Here is a 21,020-nt window from a genome sequence, read left to right as displayed (position 1 = left end):
GCCTGTCGTTAGCCCCTAGCCACAGTGCGCGACGCGCTCTATGTCCGCGCCTCACTTTTGGATCGCAGGAGATTGCGATGAGACCGGATGTCGAGGCCATGAAGGCCGACATCGAGCAGAGCATCGCTCTGCTCAGGAGGCGTCTTTGACTGGGATGTCGCGCTTCGAAAGCTCGATGAGCTGAACGCCCGCGTCGAGGATCCGACGCTGTGGGACAATCCCGAACAGGCCCAGGCCGTCAGTCGCGACCGCTCGCGCCTGGAAGCCCAGATCAATACCGTCAAGGAGATGGAGCAGGGCCTCGAGGACGGGGTCATGCTGGCCGACATGGCCGATGAGGAAGGCGACGAGGCCGCCCTGGACGGCGCGCGCGCCGACCTGAAGGCGATCAAGGACCGCGCCGCCCGCGCCGAGCTGGAAGCCCTGCTGTCCGGAGAGGCCGACGGCAATGACGCCTATCTGGAAGTGAACTCCGGCGCCGGCGGCACCGAGTCCAACGACTGGGCCGGCATGCTGCTGCGCATGTACAGCCGCTGGGCCCGCGCCCACGGCTACGAGGTTGAGATCGAGGCCGAGGAATCGGGCGAACAGGCGGGCATCAAGTCCGCCACCATCCTGATCACCGGACCGAACGCCTATGGCTGGCTGAAGTCGGAATCGGGCGTCCACCGGCTGGTGCGCATCAGCCCTTATGACGCCGCCGCCAAGCGCCACACCTCCTTCGCCTCGATCGGGGTGTCGCCGGTGGTGGACGACGCCATCGAGATCGACATCAATCCGTCGGACGTGCGCACCGACACCTACCGCGCCTCGGGCGCGGGCGGTCAGCACATCAACAAGACCGACTCCGCCGTCCGCCTGACCCACATCCCGACCAACACGGTCGTGGCCTGTCAGGCTGGGCGCTCGCAGCACCAGAACCGCGAACAGGCGTGGAAGATGCTGCGCGCCCGCCTGTACGAGCTGGAGCTGCAGAAGCGCGAAGCCGCCGCCCAGGCGCTGGCCGACGCCAAGACCGACATCGGCTGGGGTCACCAGATCCGAAGCTACGTCCTGCAGCCGTACCAGATGGTCAAGGACCTGCGGACCAACGTGGAGACGTCGGACACCCAAGGGGTGCTGGACGGGGACCTCGACGACTTCATGGGGGCCGCCCTGGCGGCCCGCGTGGGTGAGACGCGGGGCAGCACGGTCGAGTGAGGGCCTGCGGCCGGCTGAGTGCCGGAAAGTGATTAGTGGTTAGTGATTAGTGGGTGGCTTGGATCGGGAGCCGCTCTCGAACGGGGCGCCCTAGCGTTGGCCGTCGCGTCCACTAATCACTAGCCACTAACCACTTCACCGCACCGGTGTCCGAGACGGCCCGCACTAGGCGTCCCGCCAAAGCAAAAGGCCCCGGAGCGATCCGGGGCCTTTCTTCTTTCAGGCCGGTCGGGCGCCTCAGGCGGCCGGCGGCTTCATGTCGATGATGTGCGGCGCGGGCTCGACCGGGCGCGGGGCCGGAGCCGGGGCGGTGGCCTGCGGGGCTTCGCGGCGGCCTTGCAGGACGCGGCCCTGGAAGTAGGCGCCGATGTCGATCGACAGCTGCTCGGCGGTGATGTCGCCGTCCACATAGGCGGTGGCGATCAGCTTGACCTGCTTGCCCGAGACGGCGCCGACGACGCGGCCGCGCACCTCGACATAGTCGGCGGCGACATTGCCTTCGACCGCGCCGGTCTCGCCGACGATCAGACGGCCGACCTTCACGTCGCCCTTCACCTGGCCGTCGATCTGCAGGTCGCCGGCGCCGCCGACGTTGCCTTCGAACTGCAGGTCCGACGACAGGGTCGACAGGCCGCGCGAGGCGACGGCCGGCGCTGCGGGCCGCGGCGCGGCGGTGGCGGCGGACGAACCGCCCGGCGCGGGCAGGTCGGGCAGCGGCGGAATGGAGGAACCGCTGTCCGAACGCGACAGGGGCTGCTGGGCGGGGGATTTAGTCTTGTTGAACAAGTTGGTCTCCGGCTCTCATGAAGCGGGCTGGGTTTTGCGGGCGGCCGTTCATCCACACCTCGTAGTGCAGGTGAACGCCGGTGGAGCGTCCTGTCGTTCCCATGGCGCCGATGCGTTGGCCAAGCGCGACACGCTGGCCCGCTTGCACGGCCATGGAGTTCAGATGAGCGAAACGGGTCTTGAAACCGCGACCGTGGTCTATCTCAACGACGTTGCCATACCCTGAACGGATACCGACAAAAGACACGATTCCGGGAGCGGTGGCGTAGATGGGGCTGTTCAGGGGCGCGGCGAAATCCTGGCCCTGGTGCAGGGCGGGGCGGCCGTTGAAGGGGTCGAAGCGGACGCCGTAGCCCGAGGTGGTCCGCGCGCTGGTGGGACGGCGGAACGGCAGCCCCTGGGCCGCGTCGGCCAGCTGGCGCATGTCGGACAGGTTGTCGGCCGCGTTGCGGATGCGGACGGCGAAGGCCTCGTCCACGTCCAGCACGGCCCCCAGCGCGCGGGGATCGCCGGCGTCGACCAGCGGCCCGCCCAGGGCGGCGTTGTGCGGGGCGTAGGCGGCGGGGTTCAGGCCGGCGAGGCGGAAGGCCAGGCGCAGCCGTTCGGCGCGGGTGCTGGCCACGCTTTCGGCGCGGGCGATCAGCCGCTCCTGGTCCATGCGCACGGCGATCATGCGCTGGACGGGGGTGTTGCGGTCGGCGTTCAGGGCCGGGGCGGGGGCCAGGGCGGCGGGAGCGCCCTCGACGCCGCGGAACATGGTCATGACCCGGGTCAGGGCGGCGTGGCGGCGCTCGACCATCTCGGCCATTTCATCCAGCGAGCCGGTGGTGGCGGTCATGCGCACCACGGCGCTGTCCAGGCGGGCCTGCAGGTCGGCGTTCAGGCGTTGGGCCTCGGCGCGGCTACGGGCCACGGTGCGGTCGGCGTTGCTCTGGCGGACCATGTCCAGGGCGAAGCCGCCCGAGGCGACCAGGAACCAGCCGCCGATCAGGACGGCGCCGGCGGCGCCCAGGATTTGACGGCCGGGCGTCAGCGCCCAGGCTTTCACGTCGTCGCCGTCGCGAAGATAGAGGTAGCGCGTCGGGAACCAGCGCCCGATCAGCGACCGTCTGACTTCAGCCTCGTGCTCGGCCATACTCAAACGCCCCCACGCCCGGCTGGGTATGAGCCACGACTGGGGGACGACGGCAAGTCTCTTTACGTCTCGTTAACCACGCCGAGGCGTCTTCAGGCGAAGAACGACGGTAATCGCGTCTGATTTTCGCCTGTCAGGCGTATGCGCGAACCTTGGAAGGCCCGCCCGAATCTGGTTTCGGGCGTTTTGATCCGTGGTCAGAGCGACTTTGCGGCCGCGAGAACTTCGGCCGCGTGGCCCTTGACCGAAACCTTGCGCCAGACCCGGCGGACGACGCCCTGGCCGTCGATCAGGAAGGTGGCGCGCTCGATGCCCATGTATTCGCGGCCATAGAGCTTCTTCTGGACCCAGACGCCCCAGGCCAGGGTGACGTCCTCCGGCTCGTCCGAGGCCAGCACGACCTTGAGGTCGTACTTGGCCTGGAAGCGGGCCAGCTTCTTCACCGGGTCGCGCGAGACGCCGACGACCACGGCGTTCGCGGCCTCGAAGTCGCCGATCAGGGCCGAGAAGTCCTGGCCCTCGGTGGTGCAGCCGGGGGTGTCGGCCTTGGGATAGAAGTAGAGGACGACCGTCTTGCCCTTCAGCGCCGCCAGCGTGGTCCGGCCGCCGTCGGCGGTGGCCATGTCGAAGGCGGGGGCCTTCATGCCTTCGGTGATCTCGGTCATCAGACGGGCCTCACCAGCACGATCTTCTTCTTGCCCGCCGCCAGCTTCAGCACGCCGTCGGCGTTGACGTCCGAGGCCTCGATCAGGCGGGCGCCGTCGGCGATCGCCTCGTCGTTCAGGCGCAGGCCGCCGCCCTGGGCCAGGCGCCGGGCCTCGCCGTTGGACGCGGTCAGGCCGGCCTTGGTCGTGACCGCGGCGACCATCGCGCCGATGACCTCAGCGGTCGGCAGTTCGACGGTGGGCAGATCGGCGGACAGGGTGCCGCGCTCGAACGCGCCCTCGGCGGCCGCACGGGCGGTCGCGGCGGCTTCTGCGCCGTGCAGCATGGTGGTGGCGGCGTCGGCGAGGGCCTTCTTGGCGTCGTTGATCCGGGCGCCTTCCAGCGCTTCCAGGGCGGCGATCTCGTCCAGCGACAGGTCGGTGAACAGGCGCAGGAACCTGCCCACGTCGGCGTCGTCGGCGTTGCGCCAGAACTGCCAGTAGTCGTAGGGGCTCAGCTGGTCGGCGTTCAGCCAGATCGCGCCCTGGGCCGTCTTGCCCATCTTGCCGCCCGAGGCGGTGGTCAGCAGCGGCGTGGTCAGGCCGAAGGCGGCCTTCTGGTCCACGCGGCGGACCAGGTCGACGCCCGAGGTGATGTTCCCCCACTGGTCCGAACCGCCCATCTGGAGCGTGACGTTGCGGGCGCGGTTCAGCTCGAGGAAGTCCACCGACTGCATCAGCATGTAGTTGAACTCAAGGAAGGTCATCGGCTGCTCGCGCTCAAGGCGCAGCTTGACCGAGTCGAACGCCAGCATCCGGTTCACGGTGAAGTGGGTGCCGAAGTCGCGCAGGAACTGGATGTAGCCGAACTGGGACAGCCATTCGTCATTGTTGACCATGACGGCGTCGGTCGGGCCGTCGCCGAAGGTCAGGAATTTGGCGAAGACCTGCTGGATGCCGCCGATGTTGGCCTGGATGTCGGCGTCGGTCAGCTGGGGGCGCGAGGCGTCCTTGCCGGTCGGGTCGCCGACCTTGGTCGTGCCGCCGCCCATCAGGACGACCGGCTTGTGCCCGGCCTGCTGGAGGCGGCGCAGCATCATGATCTGGATCAGGCTGCCGACGTGCAGCGAGGGCGCGGTGGCGTCGAAGCCGATGTAGGCCGTGACGATCCCGGTCGACGCCGCCTCGTCCAGTTCGACGGGGTGGGTGATCTGATGGATGTAGCCGCGGTCCCGCAGGGTGCGCAGGAAGTCGGACTTGAAATCTTGGTCGCTCATAGGCGGCTCCGTTAGCAGGGAAGCCGGCGGGCGTCTTGGGGGTTTGCGCGCCGGGGAAGGGGCGGCGCAGGGGTTCGCTGGCCGCTCGTCAGATCGAGAGGCGGTAATACAGGCCGGTGCGGGGCGTGCGGGCGAACATGGCCTCTGGGTAGCCTCAGCCATTGACCGCGGTCAAGCGGCGGCTATCGAAGACGGATGCTGGTCTCCCTGACGCCACACCCCGACACGCCCTCGACAGCCGTTCAGCGGATCGAGGTCGATGTGGAGCGCCGCGAGGAGTTCGTCTGGCTGCGCTACACCGTCTTCGGAGACGTCGCCCGGGTGTTCTGGCCGGGAGCGGTCGAGCCGGGCCGGGCCGACGAGCTGTGGCGGCGCACCTGTTTCGAGGCCTTCGCCCCGACCGATGACGGCTACCGCGAGTTCAACCTGTCGCCCTCGGGGGCCTGGGCCTCGTACCGGTTCGACGGCTACCGGGCCGGGATGGCTGCGGCGGACGAAAGGGCGGAGATCCTGGGCCTGGAGACGGCGGAGGCCTGGGTCGCCCTAGAGGGCCTGGTCGAAATCCCGGCGGACGCCGCTCGTGTCGGTCTGTCCGCGGTCATCGAAGACATCGACGGCGTGATCTCCTATTGGGCGCTGGCCCATCCTGCGGGTAAGCCGGACTTCCATCATCCCGAGTCGTTCGCGCTCGTCCTGCCTGTTCCGGAGCTGCCATGAAGTTCGGCCTCGACCGCCTGCTGTCCGATCTCGCGCTCAGTGCGCCGCTGAAGGGGCGGCGCGTGGCGCTGGTGGCCCATCCGGCGTCGACGACGCAGGACCTGACGCACGCCGTGGACGCCCTGGCGGCGCATCCGGACATCCAGCTGACGGCCGCCTTCGGCCCGCAGCACGGGATGAAGGGCGATCTGCAGGACAACATGATGGAAAGCCCGGACTATACCGATCCGGTGCACGGCATCCCCGTCTTCAGCCTGTACGGCGAGGTCCGTCGCCCGCACGGCCAGTGGATGAGCACCTTCGACGTGGTGCTGATCGACCTGCAGGACGTGGGCTGCCGCATCTACACCTTCGTGACGACGCTTCTGTACATGCTCGAGGCCGCCGCCGAGCACGGCAAGGAGGTCTGGGTGCTGGACCGGCCCAACCCCGCCGGGCGGCCCGTGGAAGGGACCATCCTTCGCGAGGGCTGGGAGAGCTTCGTGGGCGCCGGGCCGATGCCGATGCGCCATGGTCTGACCCTGGGCGAGATGGGCCTCTGGTTCATCGACCACTTCAAGCTGGATGTGGCCTACCGCGTCATCGAGATGGAGGGCTGGAAGCCCGCCGAGGGCCCGGGATACGGCTGGCCGCTGAGCCAGCGCAGCTGGATCAATCCCAGCCCCAATGCGCCGAACGTCTCCATGACCCGGGCCTATGCGGGCACCGTCATGCTGGAAGGGGCGACCCTGTCAGAAGGGCGGGGGACGACCCGGCCGCTGGAGCTGTTCGGGGCGCCCGACATCGACGCCCGCGCGGTGATCGCCGAGATGAAGGCCTTCGCGCCGCAGTGGCTGAAGGGCTGCGTGCTGCGCGACATGTGGTTCGAGCCGACCTTCCACAAGCACGTGGGCAAGCTGTGCTCGGGCGTTCAGATCCATGTCGATGACCCGGCCTACGACCATGAGGCGTTCCAGCCGTGGCGGGTGCAGGCCCTGGGCTTCAAGGCGATCCGGCGGCTGTATCCGGACTACGACCTGTGGCGCGACTTCCCGTACGAATACGCCTTCGGCAAGCTGCCGATCGACGTGATCAACGGCGGGCCGGAGCTGCGCCAATGGGTCGATGATCCGGCCTCGACGCCGGACGATCTGGACGCCCTGACCCGGCCGGACGAGCAGGCCTGGCTGGACACCCGCCGGCCCTTCCTGCTGTACCGGTGAGCGCGTCCCGGGACCGCCTGATCGGGGTCGCCTGCGGCCTCGGGGCCGGGGCCATGTGGGGGCTGGTCTTCCTGGCGCCCAAGGTCGCGCCCGACGCCTCGCCCATGCTGATGAGCGCGGGCCGCTATCTGGCCTACGGGATCATCGCCGCCCTGCTGCTGGCGCCGCGCTGGAAGCGAGTCGCGGCCCTGCTGGACGCCAGGGCGTGGCGGGCGTTGGCCTGGCTGAGCCTGGCGGGAAACATCGTCTACTACCTGTTCCTGGTGGTCAGCGTGCATTTCGCCGGAGTCGCCGCCTCGGCCCTGATCGTGGGCATGGTGCCGGTGGTCGTGGCGGTCTGGGGCCTGCGCGATCCCGATGCGCCGCCGCTGAGGAAGGTCGGGCCGCCGATCCTGCTGGCGGCCTTCGCCGTGGCCCTGATCGGCTGGGAGAGCCTGTCGCGGGACGCCGCCGCCGGGCGGGACGCGGTCTCGGTGCTGATCGGACTGGGCTGTGGCCTGGCGGCCCTGCTGTGCTGGTCGGCCTATGCGGTCGGCAACAGCCGCTGGATGGCGCGGCTGCCGCAGGTGGGGGCGCATAACTGGTCGCTGCTGACCGGCGTGGTGACCGGCGCCTTCGCCCTGTTGCTGGCGGTGCCGGCTCTGCTGGGCGCGGGCGAAGCGACGGCGGAGCAGTGGGCGCGGCTGGCGGCGGTCAGCGTCGGGGTGGCGGTTCTGGCCTCCATCGTCGGCAACGCCTTCTGGAACCAGGCCAGCCGCCTGCTGCCGCTGTCGATGCTGGGCCAGATGATCGTGTTCGAGACCCTGTTCGCCTTCCTGTACGGCTATCTGTGGGAAGGGCGCGGGCCGACTGTGGTGGAGATCGTGGCCATGATCCTGATGATCGTCAGCGTGGTCTGGTGCCTGCGCGCGCACCGGACATCCGCCGTGGCGGTAGTGGAAGGCGACCACTGACGCGTCAGGCGGGAAAAAGTGCACTCCGAAAAAATGGAGTGCACATCGTGCACTTTTTCTCGTGTGGCGGGGTGGCGGCGAGCGGGTTCTACCGCAGGCGAGCGAGACGGACGGCGATGTCAAAGACCGGGATCAGGCTGGCACGGGCGTGCGTCAGAAACGGACGTCACGCCTCGGGTCCGGAACGGGAAACGCCGCCGGGCGAACCCGGCGGCGTTTGATTGTTCGACGATCCGTGATCCGTTCGAGGTCAGGCCGGCTTCTCTTCCAGGCGCTTGTCCAGATAGGCGCCGACGCGGCGTTCGACGGCGCCGATATGGTCCTGCCAGAAGTGGGTCGCGCCCTCTTCCAGTTCGTAGTCGATGATGATGCCCTTCTGGGTGCGCAGCTTGTTGACCACGCGCTCGACCTCGACCGGCGGGACGATGGTGTCGGCGGTGCCGTGCAGGAACAGGCCCGAGGCCGGGCAGGGGGCCAGGAAGCTGAAGTCGTACATGTTCGACGGCGGCGAGACCGAGATGAAGCCGTCCGTTTCCGGGCGGCGCATCAGCAGCTGCATGCCGATGTAGGCGCCGAACTGGTAGCCGGCGACCCAGGTCTGGGTGGCGGCGGGATTGTTGGCCTGGAGCCAGTCCAGGGCAGTGGCCGCGTCGGCCAGCTCGCCGATGCCCGAGTCGAACTCGCCCTGCGACTTGCCGACGCCGCGGCTGTTGTAGCGCAGGGTCGCGAAGCCGCGCTTCACGAAGAGCTGGTACAGGGTCACCGCCACCGGGTTGTTCATATGCCCGCCCGCCTTGGGGTGCGGGTGCAGGATCAGGGCGATGGGGGCGTTCGGACGCTTGCCCGGGGAATAACGGCCTTCGATGCGGCCAGATGCGCCGGGCAGGATGACTTCAGGCATGGGCGGAGCGAATTCCCGTGTTCAAACATCATTTCGCAGCTGCGTAATACTTGACCACGGGGGTAGGACTTTCTAAGTCCGCCTTGCGTGCCGCCGCTTTTGCGAAGGCGCGGGTTCTAGCACAGGACCCTCGTAAAGCGCGCAAATTTTGAAGGTGCGCGATGCGACTGTCGACCAAGGGACGTTACGCCGTGATGGCGATGGCCGATCTGGCCCGGAACGGACGCGCCGTGAGCGGCGAGACGCGGGCCGTTTCGCTGGCCGAAATCGCCACCCGGCAGGAGATTTCACTCAGCTATCTGGAGCAGCTGTTCGCGCGCCTGCGCAAGAGCGGGCTGGTGCAGAGCGTGCGCGGTCCGGGCGGCGGCTACCGCCTGGCGCGGGGCCCCGAGGCGACCATGGTGGCCGAGATCGTGCTGGCCGTGGACGAGCCGATCCGGGCCACGCGCTGCTCGGGCCTGGGCACGCCGCGCGGCTGCATGATGGGGGGCGAGCGCTGCATCACCCACAATCTGTGGGAAGACCTGGGCGCCGAGATCCACGCCTATCTGGCGGCGGTGTCGCTGGAGGACGTGGTCCTGAACCGCACCGGCGCGCGCCGCCGGTCGCAGGCCCCGGGCATGGAGGCGGCGGCGTGAGCGTCTACCTGGACTACAACGCCTCGGGCCTGGTGCGTCCGGAAGTGCAGGAGGCCATGGCCAAGGCCCTGGCCGACAACGGCAATCCGTCGGCGGTGCACGCCGCCGGACGCCGGGCGCGGGCGCGGATCGAGACAGCCCGGGCCCAGGTGGCCGATCTGGTCGGGGCCGATCCGACGGCGGTCATCTTCTCGTCGGGCGGCACCGAATCCAACGCCCAGGCCATCGTCAGCGCCCTGGCGGGCGGTTGCGAGCGGCTGATCGTCGGCGCGACCGAGCATCCCTGCGTGGCCGAGGCCGCCATGGCCTCTGGCGCGCCGGTCGAGGTGCTGCCGGTCGATGCGGACGGCGTGGTCGACCTGGCCTGGCTGGCCGAGGCGCTGGCGCGGCCGGGCAGGGCCGTGGTCGCCATCCATCATGCGAACAACGAAAGCGGCGTGATCCAGCCGATCGCCGAGGCGGCGAAGCTGGTGCGGGCCGCCGGCGGCTGGCTGCACGTCGACGCCATCCAGTCGGCAGGCAAGATTCCGGTCGACATGCGCGCCCTGGACACGGACACCCTGACCCTGTCGGCGCACAAGCTGGGCGGACCGCAGGGCGTCGGCGCCCTGGTGCTGAAGCCGGGCCGCGAGGGCGTGCGCATCCTGCACGGCGCCGGACAGGAGCGCGGCCTGCGCGCGGGCACCGAGAATGTGCCGGGCCTGAGCGGCTTCGGCGTCGCGGCCGACTGCGCCGCGCGCGACCTGGACGACGCCATGGCCCACGTCGGCTGGCGCGACGCCGCCGAGGCGCGGGTGAAGGCCGCCGGCGCGACCATCATCGGCGGCGCCGTGGCGCGCCTGCCCAACACCCTGTTCATGGCCGTCGAGGGCTGGGACAGCCCGCAGCAGCTGATCACCCTGGACCTGGCGGGCGTGATGATCTCGGCCGGCAGCGCCTGTTCGTCGGGCAAGACCAAGCCGTCCAAGGCCATCAGCGCCATGGGGCTGGATCACCTCGCCACGGGCGGGGTGCGCGTCTCAGGCGGGTGGGGGACCACGGAACAGGACTGGATCCGGTTCGCCGACGCCTGGATCGCGGCGTACGAAAAGCATGTCGCGCGCACCAGTGAGCGGGCGAGGGAAGTCGCGTAAATCATGGCCGCCGTTCAGGAAACCATCGACGCCGTCGCCGCTCTCGAGAAGTACGAGCACGGCTTCAGCTCTGACATCGAACAGGAGTTCGCGCCCAAGGGCCTGAACGCCGATATCGTGCGCTTCATCTCCGAGAAGAAGGGCGAGCCCGAGTGGATGCTGGAATGGCGGCTGGCCGCCTTCGAGCGCTGGCAGGCGATGGAGGAGCCGACCTGGGCGGCGGTGAAGTACACGCCGGTTGACTATCAGGACCTGTATTATTACGCCGCGCCGAAGACCAAGGAAGGGCCCAAGAGCCTGGACGAGGTCGATCCGGAGCTGCTGGCCGTCTACGCCAAGCTGGGCATCCCGCTGAAGGAGCAGGAGGTGCTGGCGGGGGTGCAGGGCGCGCCGCGGGTGGCGGTGGACGCCGTGTTCGACAGTGTCAGCGTGGTGACGACTTTCAAGGCCGAGCTGGCCAAGGTCGGCGTGATTTTCATGCCGATTTCCGAGGCCTTGCGCGAACATCCTGAGCTGGTGCGCAAATACCTGGGCTCGGTCGTGCCGGTGTCGGACAACTATTTCGCGGCGCTGAACAGCGCGGTCTTCAGCGACGGGTCCTTCGTCTACATCCCGCCGGGCGTGAAATGTCCGATGGAGCTGTCGACCTATTTCCGGATCAATGCGAGCCAGACCGGCCAGTTCGAGCGGACCCTGATCATCGCCGACAAGGGCAGCTACGTCTCGTACCTCGAGGGCTGCACCGCCCCGATGCGCGACGAGAACCAGCTGCATGCGGCGGTCGTGGAGATCGTGGCGCTGGACGACGCCGAGGTGAAGTATTCGACCGTCCAGAACTGGTACCCCGGCGACGCCGAGGGCAAGGGCGGCATCTACAACTTCGTCACCAAGCGCGCGGACTGCCGCGGCGACCGGTCGAAGGTGTCGTGGACGCAGGTGGAGACCGGCTCGGCCGTCACCTGGAAATACCCGTCCTGCATCCTGAAGGGCGAGGAGAGCTCGGGCGAGTTCTATTCGATCGCCATCACCAACGGACATCAGCAGGCCGACACCGGCACCAAGATGATCCACCTGGGCAAGAATTCGAAGAGCCGGATCATCGCCAAGGCGGTCTCCGCCGGGAAGTCCGACTCGACCTATCGCGGCCTGGTCTCGGTGCACCCGAAGGCGACCGGCGTGCGCAACTTCACCCAGTGCGACAGCCTGCTGATCGGAAAAGAGTGCGGCTCGCACACCATCCCCTACATCGAGGCCCGCAACGGCTCGGCCCAGCTGGAGCATGAGGCGACGACGACGCGGCTGTCGGACGACCAGATGTTCTATGCGCAGCAGCGCGGGCTGTCGCAGGAGGAGGCGGTGGCCCTGCTGGTCAACGGCTTCGTGCGCGACGTGCTGCAGCAACTGCCGATGGAGTTCGCCGTCGAGGCGCAGAAGCTGGTGGCGATCAGTCTGGAAGGGAGCGTGGGGTGAGCGCCGCTACACGCGATCAGCTTGTCGGACGGGCTCGTACGATCCCCCGAGACATCTCCGGAGCGGCGTCGGTCGTCGGATTCCTGTTGTCGATCCTGGGACTGGTGCTGCTGATCGCCAGCCTGCCCGGCCTGTCCGGAACCCTTCGGCCCGACTGGCGCCTGGCCCTGGTCCTTCTGGTCGCCGGCGCCGCCTTGATGTGGTGGGGCGGGAGCGTCATCCAGCGCCGCTTCTCAGCCGCGGCGACGGCCGCTGGTTTCTCGCCTGTTCAAATCCGCGAAATTGAAGATGAGGCCGAGCGCCTCAACGAAGAAGAAGACTGATGCTCTCCATCTCCAACCTCCACGTCTCCGTCGGCGACAAGCCGATCCTCAAGGGGCTGACGCTCGACGTTCCCGCCGGTGAGGTGCACGCCATCATGGGGCCGAACGGGGCCGGCAAGTCGACGCTGGGCTACGCCCTGTCGGGCCGGCCGGGCTATGAGGCGACCGAGGGCGCCGTGGCGTGGAAGGGCGACGACCTGCTGACGCTGGACCCCGCCGAGCGGGCGGCCAAGGGCGTCTTCCTGTCGTTCCAGTATCCGCTGGAGATCCCCGGCGTGCCGGCGATGACCTTCATCCGCACCGCCCTGAACGCCCAGAAGCGGGCACGCGGCGAGGAGGAGGTCTCGGCCCCCGCCTTCCTGAAGCTGGTCCGGGCGGCGTCGGCGGCGCTGAAGATGGATTTCGACATGCTCAAGCGGCCGCTGAACGTCGGCTTCTCGGGCGGCGAGAAGAAGCGGATGGAGATCCTGCAGATGGCCCTGCTGGAGCCGTCGCTGCTGATCCTGGACGAGACGGATTCGGGCCTGGACATCGACGCCCTGCGCATCGTCGCCGACGGGGTCAACGCCATGCGCTCGCCGGAACGGTCGATGCTGGTGATCACCCACTACCAGCGCCTGCTGGACTACATCAAACCCGACCGCGTCCACGTGCTGGTCGGCGGCCGCATCGTCGCCTCGGGCGGCCCGGAGCTGGCGCACCAGCTCGAGGCGGACGGCTACGACCAGTATATGGTGCAGGCGGCGTGAACGCCCCGGTGCGCATCGACCTGAAGGCTGTCGAGACGATCCCGTCGCGACGCACCGAGGCGTGGAAATACTCCGACCTGCGCCGCTGGCTGCGCGACGAGCCGCCGCTGTCGCCCGCCCTGCCCGAAGGCGAGCCCAATGCCGGGCCGTTCAAGGCGTTGACGCGCAATGAGGTGCTGATCGCCAACGGCCGCCTGAACTGGTGGTCGGAAGGCGAGATGGAGCCGGGCATCGAGGTCAGCCACCACGCCGGCCCGGACGCGCCGCGGATGGCCGACGAGATGCCGATGGGCGCGCTGGCCGCGGGCAAGGCGCTGGAGGGCGTCTACATCATCTCGTTCAAGGCCGGCGCGCCCCGCACCCTGGCGCTGCGCCTGCTCAGCGACGCGGTCAGGACCGGCCACCACGCCCGGATCGGGGTGGTGGTCGAGGCCGGCGCCCACGCCACCCTGCTGGAATCCCACGAAGGCTGGGGCGAGGCCTATCTGTCCAACACCCTGCTGGAGATCACGGTCGAGGAGGGCGCGACGCTGGAGCGGGTCGTCCTGGTCGACGAGCCGCACGACGCGATCTCGGTGGCGTCAGTCGAGGTGCGGCTGTCGAAGCAGGCGGCCTATCACCAGACCATCGCCGCCTCGGGCGCGAAGCTGCAGCGTCTGGAGACCCGCATCGCCCACGCGGGCGAGGGCGCGACGGTGCGCATGGACGGTCTCTACGCCCTGTCCGGCGACCGCCACACCGACCTGACCAGCGTGGTCGATCACCTGGGCCCCGACGGCCTGACCAGCCAGCTGACCAAGGGGGTGGTGCGCGACACCGCGCGCGGGGTCTTCCAGGGCAAGATCATCGTCGAGCGCGGGGCCGACGGCACCGACGCCCGCATGGGCCACCACGCCCTGATCCTGGGCGAGCGCGGCGAGATCGACGCCAAGCCGGAGCTGATCATCTACGCCGACGACGTGCAGTGCGCGCACGGCAATACGGTCGGCAATCTGGACGAGAGCGCCCTGTTCTACATGCAGCAGCGCGGCATTCCGGCCGATGAGGCGCGGGCCCTGCTGACCCAGGCCTTCCTGATCGAGGTGGTGGACCGCATCGCGCACGAGGGCGCGAGAGAGGTGGCGAGGACGTGGCTGACGGAACGCTTGTGAAGACCTTCGACGCCTACGCCGCGCGCGCCCAGTTCCCGATCCTGTCGCGGACGGTGAACGGCAAGCCGCTGGTCTATCTGGACTCGGCCGCCTCGGCGCAGAAGCCGCGGGCGGTCATCGACGCCCTGACGGCGGCGATGGAGGGCAGCTACGCCAATGTCCACCGCGGCCTGCACACCCTGGCCAATGAAACCACCGAGGCGTTCGAGGCCGCGCGCGAGAGCGTGGCGCGGTTCCTGAACGCCGAAAGCCCCGACAACATCGTCTGGACCAAGGGCGGCACCGAGGCGATCAACCTGGTCGCCAACGGGATCGGCCTGTCCATCCAGCCGGGCGACGAGATCATCGTCAGCCAGATGGAGCACCACTCCAACATCGTGCCGTGGCACCTGCTGCGCGAGCGGCGCGGGGCGGTGCTGAAGTGGATTCCGCTGCTGGACGACGGGTCGCTGGACATGGCGGCCTATGCCGACCTGCTGGGATCCAAGACCAAGGTCGTTGCCGTCACCCACATGTCCAATGTGCTGGGCACCATCAATCCGGTGGCCGAGATCACCCGCATGGCCCATGCGGTCGGCGCCAAGGTGCTGATCGACGGTTGCCAGGGCGCGGTGCATGGCCTGCCGGACGTGCAGGCCATCGGCTGCGACTTCTACGCCTTCACCGGCCACAAGCTGTACGGCCCCACCGGCATCGGCGCCCTGTACGGCACGACCAAGGCGCTGGAGGCCCTGCCGCCCTACCAGGGCGGGGGTGAGATGATCGAGACCGTCGAGATGGACCGGGTCACCTACGCCAAGCCGCCGCACCGGTTCGAGGCGGGCACGCCGCCGATCCTTGAGGCCATCGGCCTGGGCGCGGCGATCGAGTGGCTGAGCCAGTACGACAAGGCGGCGATCGACGCCCACGAGCGGGCGCTGTACGCCCATGCGCGGGCGCGGCTGGACGGCGTGAACTGGCTGAAGGTGATCGGCGAGGCGGAAGGGAAGGGGGCCATACTGACCTTCACCGTCGAGGGCGCCCACGCCCATGACATCGCCCAGGTGATGGACCGCTACGGCGTCGCCGTGCGCGCGGGCCTGCACTGCGCCGAGCCGCTGGCGAAAAGGTTCGGCCTGACGTCGAGCGCCCGGGCCAGCTTCGCCCTATATAATACGACCGAGGACGCCGACGCGTTCGCCGACGCCCTCATCAAGGCGCGTGAGTTCTTTGCATGACCGACCCGATGACCTCTGAAGCCCCGACACCGGACGATGACGGCGGCCGCGCCGCCGCGGTGGAATCCGGCAAGATCAGCCAGCAGGAGCTGGACAAGCTGACCGACGACATCATCGAGGCGCTGAAGACGGTGTTCGATCCGGAAATCCCGGTCGACATCTATGAGCTGGGCCTGATCTACAAGGTCGACCTGTCGGACGAGCGCGACGTGCAGGTCGAGATGACCCTGACCGCCCCCGGCTGTCCCGTGGCCGGCGAGATGCCGATCTGGGTCGAGCAGGCGGTGATGAAGGTCGACGGCATCCGCTCGGCCCGCGCCGACATCGTCTTCGACCCGCCGTGGGATCCCTCCAAGATGAGCGACGAGGCCAAACTCGCGCTCAACATGTTCTGAGGACTGGATGAGCGAACTTTCGACCACCACCCGTCCGCGCCGTCCCCGTCCCAAGGCGATCAGCCTGACGGACGCCGCCGCTGCGCGCGTGAAGGACCTGATGGCTTCGGCCGAGGGTTCGGTCGTGGGCCTGCGCGTCGGCATCAAGAACGGCGGCTGCGCGGGTCAGGAATACACCTTCGCCTTCGCCGACAGCATCCAGCCGCTGGACGAGGTGGTCGAGGACAAGGGCGCCACCGTGCTGATCGACGGCAAGGCGGTGCTATATCTGATCGGTTCGGAGCTGGACTTCGAGACCTCCAAGCTGGCCTCCAAATTCGTGTTCCGGAACCCGAACCAGACGGATGCCTGCGGTTGCGGCGAGAGCGTCACCATCGTTCCGGTAAAGGCCGACTGAGATGATCCGCCTCGAGGGGGTGACCCGGCGCTATCGCAGCGCGGCGGGCGAGCGCGTGGCGCTGGACAGCGCCGACCTGCATGTCGCCAAGGGCGAAGTGTTCGGCGTGGTCGGCCGCTCGGGCGCCGGCAAGTCGACCCTGATCCGCACCATCAACCGGCTGGAGACGCCGGACGCCGGCAAGGTGTTCGTGGACGGGCAGGAGATCACCGCCCTGAACCCGGCCGAGCTGCGCGCGGCACGGCGCCGGATCGGCATGATCTTCCAGCATTTCAACCTGCTGAACGCCAAGACGATCGCCGAGAACGTGGCCTTTCCGCTGCGGCTGGAAGGGCGGCCTGAGGCGGAGGTGAAGGCGCGGACGGCGGAGCTGCTGGAGCGGCTGGGCCTGTCCGAGCACGCGAACAAGCATCCGGCCCAGCTTTCGGGCGGCCAGAAGCAGCGCGTCGGCATCGCCCGCGCCCTGGCCTGCGGCCCCGGCGTCCTGCTGTGCGACGAGGCGACCAGCGCGCTGGATCCCGAGACGACCGAGGAGATCCTGACCCTGCTGGACGGACTGAACCGCGACCTGGGCCTGACCATCGTGCTGATCACCCACCAGATGGAGGTGGTGCGCCGGGTCTGCGACCGGGTGGCGGTGCTGAAGGACGGCCGGATCGTGGAGCAGGGCGCGACGGCCGACGTCTTCCTGCATCCGCAGCATCCGGTGACCCGCGCCATGCTGGCCGAGGGCGAGGAGGCGTTCGACGCCTCGGTCGTGCCCGCCGGGGCGCGGCTGGCCAAGCTGACCTTCCGCGGCGCCTCGACCTATGAGCCCGAGCTGAGCCGCGTCGCGCGCTCGGTGGGCGTGGACTATTCGATCCTGTCGGGCCGCATCAGCCGCATCCGGGGCGAGCCCTACGGCCAGCTGGTGGTCGCCTTCACCGGCGGCGACGCCGAGGCGGCGGTGGCGCAACTGACGGCGCGCGGCGTTTCGGTTGAAAGCGTCCTGGGGGAGGCCGCCTGATGTTCGACAACGTCGACTGGAGCGAGATCGGCCGCGCCACCGTGGACACCCTGCTGATGCTGGGTGGGTCGCTGGTGCTGACGGTGATCCTGGGCGTGCCGCTGGGCGTGCTGCTGTACCTGTCGGGCAAGGGGCGGCTGGCGGCCAATCCGGTGCTGAACGCCGTGCTGTCCTTCGTGGTCAATGTGCTGCGCTCGGTGCCCTTCATCATCCTGCTGATCGTCATGCTGCCGGTGACGGTGCTGCTGGTCGGGACCTCGCTGGGCGTGGCCGGGGCCATCCCGCCGCTGGTCGTGGGCGCGGCCCCCTTCTATGCGCGCCTGGTCGAGACGGCCCTGCGCGAGGTGGACAAGGGCGTGGTCGAGGCGACCCAGGCCATGGGCGGTTCGACCTTCCAGATCGTCACCCGCGCCCTGCTGCCCGAAGCCCTGCCGGGCGTCATCGCCGGCGCGACCGTCACGGCCATCGCCCTGGTCAGCTACACCGCGATGGCGGGGGTGGTCGGGGCCGGCGGCCTGGGCGACCTGGCCGTGCGTTTCGGCTATCAGCGCTTCCAGACGGACGTCATGGTCGTGACCGTCGTCCTGCTGCTGGTGCTGGTGCAAATCCTCCAGATGATCGGCGACCGCGTGGTCGCCGCCGTGTCCCACCGCTGATCGCTCCCCCCGAAAGGCCCTGCCATGATCCGTCGTTCGCTCCTGCTTTCCGCCGCCGCCGTCCTGACGCTCGCAGCCTGCGGCGCGGGCGGGGAGAAGAAGGGCGCCGAGGGCGGCCCGCTGCTGGTCGGCGCGACCGCCGTGCCGCACGCCGAGATCCTGGAGGTCGTGAAGCCGATCCTGGCCGCCGAGGGCGTGCCGATCGAGATCAAGGTGTTCAACGACTACGTCCAGCCGAACGTGCAGCTGGCCGAGCGCCGGCTGGACGTGAACTATTTCCAGACCAAGCCCTATCTGGACGAGTTCAACGCCGCGCGCGGGACCAGCCTGATCACCGTCGCGGGCGTGCACGTCGAGCCGCTGGGCCTGTACTCGCGCAAGCATACGGCGCTGGCCGCCCTGCCTGCGGGAGCGCAGGTGATCCTGCCGAATGACGCGTCCAACACCGGCCGCTCGCTGCTGCTGCTGCAGTCGGCGGGTCTGATCACCCTGCGCGACGGCCAGAACCCTCTGCAGACGGTGCGCGACATCACCGGCAACCCGAAGGGTCTAGTCTTCCGCGAGGTCGAGGCGGCGACCATCCCGCGCATCCTGCCGCAGGTCGATGCGGCGGTGATCAACACCAACTACGCGCTCGACGCAGGCCTGAAGCCGCGCGCCGACGCCCTGGTGCTGGAGGGGGCGAACAGCCCCTACGTCAACTATCTGGTCGCGCGCCCCGACAACCAGAACGACCCGCGCGTGCAGGCCCTGGCCCGCGCCCTGCGCAGCCAGGCGGTGAAGGACTTCATCGCGCAGAAGTACGAAGGCGCGGTGATTCCGGCGGCGTGAGGGGCGAGGGAGTAGGGCTTAGGAACTAGGGGGGAGGCGACGCTTCCCCTCGCTGATCAGCCACTCCACCACCTCAAGCGGGATTTCAGGTTCGAAGGCCGAGAAGGTCATCGAGCCGTCCCGGTCGCTGCGGAAGACCTCGGCGATCGAGTTCTCGTGCTCGTGCCCGTCGTAGAAGAGTTCGAGATACATCCCGTCTCGCGGGACATCTGAGCCCATCGTAACAGCTATGGTTCGACCACGGAGCTTCATGCGGCGGCGGCCTTCGCCGCCGCCTCAGCCTTCTTCACCTCGTCCGGCGTCGGCACCTGAACCGCCGGCGTCACGGGATTGCCCGTGGCCTCGGCGATCAGTTCGGCGGTGCGGCCTTCGACGGCGGCCTCCAGCCGGGCCAGGAACTCGTCTTTCGGCAGGCCGGTGGGGATGGGGTCGAGGAACTCCAGCGTGGCCGTGCCCGGGTTCTTGCGAAACGCCTCCTGCGGCCAGAACAGGCCCAGGTTGGTCGCGACCGGCACCACCGGCATGTCGAAGTCGCGGTACATGTGCCAGACGCCCGAGCGGTAGCGATACTTCTCGCCGACCTTGGCCAGGTTGCCTTCCGGATAGATCAGGATCTTGCGGCCCTCGGCGTGGGCGTCGGCGGCGCGGTGCTTGAGAGCGTCGCGCGCGGCGCGACCGCCGCAGTTGTTGACGACGATGGCCCCCAGCTTGCGCAGCACCGTGCCCAGCAGCGGAAACTTCTCCAGGTGGTCGCCGGTGACGAAGGCCAGGTCCTGGAACCGGTCGTAGGTGGCGAAGCCGTCGCCCCAGCTCTGGTGCTTGGAGGCGATGATGAAGGCGCCCTGGGGCAGCCGGTCCTCGCCGCGATACTGGATGCGGATGCCCGCCAGCACGCGCATGGCCTGCACCATCCGCTTCACATAGCGGCGGATGATCCAGCCTGTGGCCCCGCGGCCGGGCGCCAGGGCCGCGATACAGGCGGCCAGGGTGTAGACGATGGACAGCGACCAGTAGGCGATCGCGAAGGCGAAGCTGCGCATGGGGGGACTATGCCCTGTTCTGACGGCAGGCCAACCGATCAGGCGGCGATGTCGAGCGATTCGGCCGAGGTGACCCGGTTCCGCCCGGTTCGCTTGGAGGCGTAGAGGGCCGCGTCGGCGCGTTCCAGCAGGGTCGAGCCCGTCTCGCCCGGACGGCGCACCGCGAAGCCGGCGGAGATGGTCACCGCGCCCAGTTCGTCATTGGTGGAGCGGCGTCGCAGCGAGCGCGACGCGATCTCCTTGCGGATGGCCTCCAGCGCGACCTCGACCTGCTTGCTGCTCTCGCGCGGGAAGATGACGGCGAACTCCTCGCCGCCGTAGCGGGCGGCGATGCGGGGCAACTGGCCGTAGCGGCCGATGACGCTGGCGACATAGCGCAGGACCTGGTCGCCGGTCTGGTGGCCCCAGGTGTCGTTGAAGCGCTTGAAGTGATCGACGTCGAGGACGGCCAGGACCATCGGTTCGCCGTCGGCCTCGACCTGCTGGCAGGCGGCGGCCAGATGTTCGTCGAAGGCCTTGCGGTTGGCCAGGTTGGTCAGGGCGTCCGTCATCGCGTCGCGGCGCACCTGTTCCAGGTGTTCGCGCAGGCGGGCGACCTCCTTGGTGGAGGCGTCGAGCTTCTTCTCCAGCGTCTCGTTCTCGCGCTGGACCCGGCGGGTGGCGGTGCTCAGGCCGCCGACGATGGTCTTCAGGGTCTCGCCGTCGCCGGCGGCGTCGATGCTGCTGGCGGCCTTGTCCAGGGTCTGGCCGTAGGCGGCCTGGGACCTGTGGGCCCGGGATATGGCGTCGGCGACGCTGGACAGCTCGCGGTCCAGCACCCGGCCGGCGTCGCGGATCTCTTCGGTCAGGCGTCCGCGCGGCAGGTATTCGGCCGCCAGCATGTCGGCGGTGGCCTCGGTGAACGGCTCTTCGGCGGCCAGGATGCGCTGGATCTCACGGCCCAGGGCTCCATCGGGGTCCCCGAGATAGTGGAGCCACAATTCGAAATTCAGCGGGGTGGGCCAGACGCCCGCCGCCTCCATCTCATCGATCACCCGACGCGACAGGCTATAGGCTTCCGGTCCCCGGAGCGTGGTCTCGACCGACGAGGTCATGCGGAATTCTTCCCCATGCATCCGCCCCTGACGAACGGATACAGCGGCAAGACGCTAGAACGCCGATCGGTAACGCCGGGTTAAGCGTAACCGTAAGAAGGCCGG

General features: G+C 68.9%; 24 protein-coding genes. 16 read left to right on the top strand and 8 right to left on the bottom strand.

Translation table 11 applies throughout. The annotated features are described in order from the left end of the window. The first annotated feature begins 77 nt into the window (after positions 1 to 77). A protein-coding gene (gene prfB, locus AC07NB_RS04550; protein ID WP_494572173.1) for a peptide chain release factor 2 occupies positions 78 to 1,200 on the top strand; the annotation gives its coding sequence in 2 pieces (ribosomal slippage) (positions 78 to 146 and positions 148 to 1,200; 1,122 coding nt in all). 237 nt (positions 1,201 to 1,437) lie between these two features. Here the strand turns inward: prfB and AC07NB_RS04545 are convergent. The 4 genes from AC07NB_RS04545 to tyrS all read right to left on the bottom strand — a co-directional run bounded on the left by AC07NB_RS04545 (position 1,438) and on the right by tyrS (position 5,042). Next, positions 1,438 to 1,986, bottom strand: a complete 549-nt coding sequence (locus tag AC07NB_RS04545; protein ID WP_494572172.1) for a bactofilin family protein — start codon at positions 1,984 to 1,986, stop codon at positions 1,438 to 1,440. Continuing rightward, positions 1,970 to 3,121 (bottom strand): M23 family metallopeptidase, encoded by a 1,152-nt coding sequence (locus tag AC07NB_RS04540; RefSeq protein WP_492312921.1) that lies wholly within the window; start codon positions 3,119 to 3,121, stop codon positions 1,970 to 1,972. Before AC07NB_RS04540 ends, AC07NB_RS04545 begins: the two co-directional genes overlap by 17 nt. A 197-nt stretch (positions 3,122 to 3,318) precedes the next feature. Then, entirely contained in the window at positions 3,319 to 3,786 is a 468-nt protein-coding gene (locus AC07NB_RS04535; protein ID WP_494572171.1) for a peroxiredoxin, read from the bottom strand. After that, positions 3,786 to 5,042: a tyrosine--tRNA ligase gene (gene tyrS / locus AC07NB_RS04530; RefSeq protein WP_494572170.1), complete on the bottom strand. Its 1,257-nt coding sequence runs from the start codon at positions 5,040 to 5,042 to the stop codon at positions 3,786 to 3,788. The genes AC07NB_RS04535 and tyrS overlap by 1 nt, the downstream gene beginning before the upstream one ends. A 195-nt stretch (positions 5,043 to 5,237) precedes the next feature. Here tyrS and AC07NB_RS04525 point away from each other — a divergent pair, with 195 nt between their 5' ends. The 3 genes from AC07NB_RS04525 to AC07NB_RS04515 are packed head-to-tail and all read left to right on the top strand — an operon-like array spanning position 5,238 to position 7,914. After that, the gene (locus tag AC07NB_RS04525; protein ID WP_494572169.1) at positions 5,238 to 5,759 is read left to right on the top strand and encodes a DOMON-like domain-containing protein; all 522 of its coding nucleotides are present in this window, start codon (positions 5,238 to 5,240) and stop codon (positions 5,757 to 5,759) included. Beyond that, on the top strand, positions 5,756 to 6,961 hold the full coding sequence (locus AC07NB_RS04520) for an exo-beta-N-acetylmuramidase NamZ family protein (protein WP_494572168.1): 1,206 nt from the start codon (positions 5,756 to 5,758) through the stop codon (positions 6,959 to 6,961). Before AC07NB_RS04525 ends, AC07NB_RS04520 begins: the two co-directional genes overlap by 4 nt. Further along, the gene (locus AC07NB_RS04515) at positions 6,958 to 7,914 is read left to right on the top strand and encodes a DMT family transporter (RefSeq protein WP_494572167.1); all 957 of its coding nucleotides are present in this window, start codon (positions 6,958 to 6,960) and stop codon (positions 7,912 to 7,914) included. The genes AC07NB_RS04520 and AC07NB_RS04515 overlap by 4 nt, the downstream gene beginning before the upstream one ends. Positions 7,915 to 8,164: 250 nt before the next feature. Here AC07NB_RS04515 and AC07NB_RS04510 read toward each other — a convergent pair whose 3' ends face one another. Next, positions 8,165 to 8,815 carry an alpha/beta hydrolase gene (locus AC07NB_RS04510; RefSeq protein WP_291839330.1) on the bottom strand — a complete coding sequence of 217 codons (651 nt, stop codon included), beginning with the start codon at positions 8,813 to 8,815 and terminating at the stop codon, positions 8,165 to 8,167. Positions 8,816 to 8,976: 161 nt separating this feature from the next. Here AC07NB_RS04510 and AC07NB_RS04505 point away from each other — a divergent pair, with 161 nt between their 5' ends. The 12 genes from AC07NB_RS04505 to AC07NB_RS04450 all read left to right on the top strand — a co-directional run bounded on the left by AC07NB_RS04505 (position 8,977) and on the right by AC07NB_RS04450 (position 18,781). Further along, positions 8,977 to 9,453 carry an Rrf2 family transcriptional regulator gene (locus AC07NB_RS04505; protein ID WP_291839328.1) on the top strand — a complete coding sequence of 159 codons (477 nt, stop codon included), beginning with the start codon at positions 8,977 to 8,979 and terminating at the stop codon, positions 9,451 to 9,453. Continuing rightward, positions 9,450 to 10,586: a cysteine desulfurase family protein gene (locus AC07NB_RS04500; protein WP_494572166.1), complete on the top strand. Its 1,137-nt coding sequence runs from the start codon at positions 9,450 to 9,452 to the stop codon at positions 10,584 to 10,586. Before AC07NB_RS04505 ends, AC07NB_RS04500 begins: the two co-directional genes overlap by 4 nt. Positions 10,587 to 10,589: 3 nt before the next feature. Beyond that, a complete protein-coding gene (sufB, locus tag AC07NB_RS04495; protein ID WP_494572165.1) occupies positions 10,590 to 12,056 on the top strand; it encodes a Fe-S cluster assembly protein SufB in 1,467 nt (488 codons plus the stop codon). An 86-nt stretch (positions 12,057 to 12,142) separates the two neighbouring features. Continuing rightward, complete coding sequence (locus AC07NB_RS04490; protein ID WP_494572164.1) at positions 12,143 to 12,379, top strand: hypothetical protein; 237 nt, start codon at positions 12,143 to 12,145, stop codon at positions 12,377 to 12,379. Further along, positions 12,379 to 13,128 carry a Fe-S cluster assembly ATPase SufC gene (gene sufC, locus AC07NB_RS04485; RefSeq protein WP_492312930.1) on the top strand — a complete coding sequence of 250 codons (750 nt, stop codon included), beginning with the start codon at positions 12,379 to 12,381 and terminating at the stop codon, positions 13,126 to 13,128. Before AC07NB_RS04490 ends, sufC begins: the two co-directional genes overlap by 1 nt. Continuing rightward, the gene (gene sufD / locus AC07NB_RS04480; RefSeq protein WP_494572163.1) at positions 13,125 to 14,279 is read left to right on the top strand and encodes a Fe-S cluster assembly protein SufD; all 1,155 of its coding nucleotides are present in this window, start codon (positions 13,125 to 13,127) and stop codon (positions 14,277 to 14,279) included. Before sufC ends, sufD begins: the two co-directional genes overlap by 4 nt. Then, positions 14,258 to 15,496, top strand: coding sequence for an aminotransferase class V-fold PLP-dependent enzyme (locus AC07NB_RS04475; RefSeq protein WP_494572162.1), 1,239 nt, complete (start codon positions 14,258 to 14,260; stop codon positions 15,494 to 15,496). Before sufD ends, AC07NB_RS04475 begins: the two co-directional genes overlap by 22 nt. Next, on the top strand, positions 15,493 to 15,891 hold the full coding sequence (locus AC07NB_RS04470; RefSeq protein WP_291837950.1) for an SUF system Fe-S cluster assembly protein: 399 nt from the start codon (positions 15,493 to 15,495) through the stop codon (positions 15,889 to 15,891). The genes AC07NB_RS04475 and AC07NB_RS04470 overlap by 4 nt, the downstream gene beginning before the upstream one ends. Positions 15,892 to 15,898: 7 nt before the next feature. Beyond that, positions 15,899 to 16,288, top strand: a complete 390-nt coding sequence (locus AC07NB_RS04465) for a HesB/IscA family protein (RefSeq protein WP_291837948.1) — start codon at positions 15,899 to 15,901, stop codon at positions 16,286 to 16,288. A gap of 1 nt (position 16,289) precedes the next feature. Further along, positions 16,290 to 17,294: a methionine ABC transporter ATP-binding protein gene (locus tag AC07NB_RS04460; protein WP_494572161.1), complete on the top strand. Its 1,005-nt coding sequence runs from the start codon at positions 16,290 to 16,292 to the stop codon at positions 17,292 to 17,294. After that, the gene (locus AC07NB_RS04455) at positions 17,294 to 17,950 is read left to right on the top strand and encodes a methionine ABC transporter permease (protein ID WP_492312934.1); all 657 of its coding nucleotides are present in this window, start codon (positions 17,294 to 17,296) and stop codon (positions 17,948 to 17,950) included. Before AC07NB_RS04460 ends, AC07NB_RS04455 begins: the two co-directional genes overlap by 1 nt. Positions 17,951 to 17,974: 24 nt before the next feature. Then, positions 17,975 to 18,781: a MetQ/NlpA family ABC transporter substrate-binding protein gene (locus AC07NB_RS04450; protein WP_494572160.1), complete on the top strand. Its 807-nt coding sequence runs from the start codon at positions 17,975 to 17,977 to the stop codon at positions 18,779 to 18,781. A gap of 18 nt (positions 18,782 to 18,799) precedes the next feature. Here the strand turns inward: AC07NB_RS04450 and AC07NB_RS04445 are convergent, their stop codons facing one another. From AC07NB_RS04445 to AC07NB_RS04435, 3 genes are read right to left on the bottom strand one after another with little or no spacing between them, the layout of a single operon-like run. Further along, complete coding sequence (locus AC07NB_RS04445; protein WP_492312936.1) at positions 18,800 to 18,973, bottom strand: hypothetical protein; 174 nt, start codon at positions 18,971 to 18,973, stop codon at positions 18,800 to 18,802. Positions 18,974 to 19,029: 56 nt separating this feature from the next. Further along, positions 19,030 to 19,821, bottom strand: a complete 792-nt coding sequence (locus AC07NB_RS04440) for a lysophospholipid acyltransferase family protein (RefSeq protein ID WP_492312937.1) — start codon at positions 19,819 to 19,821, stop codon at positions 19,030 to 19,032. A gap of 38 nt (positions 19,822 to 19,859) precedes the next feature. Next, positions 19,860 to 20,915 (bottom strand): GGDEF domain-containing protein, encoded by a 1,056-nt coding sequence (locus AC07NB_RS04435; RefSeq protein WP_494572159.1) that lies wholly within the window; start codon positions 20,913 to 20,915, stop codon positions 19,860 to 19,862. Positions 20,916 to 21,020 lie beyond the last annotated feature (105 nt).

This window comes from Brevundimonas sp. GW821-FHT09G01, from assembly GCF_059416065.1.
This window is presented reverse-complemented; position numbering and strand designations above follow the sequence as displayed.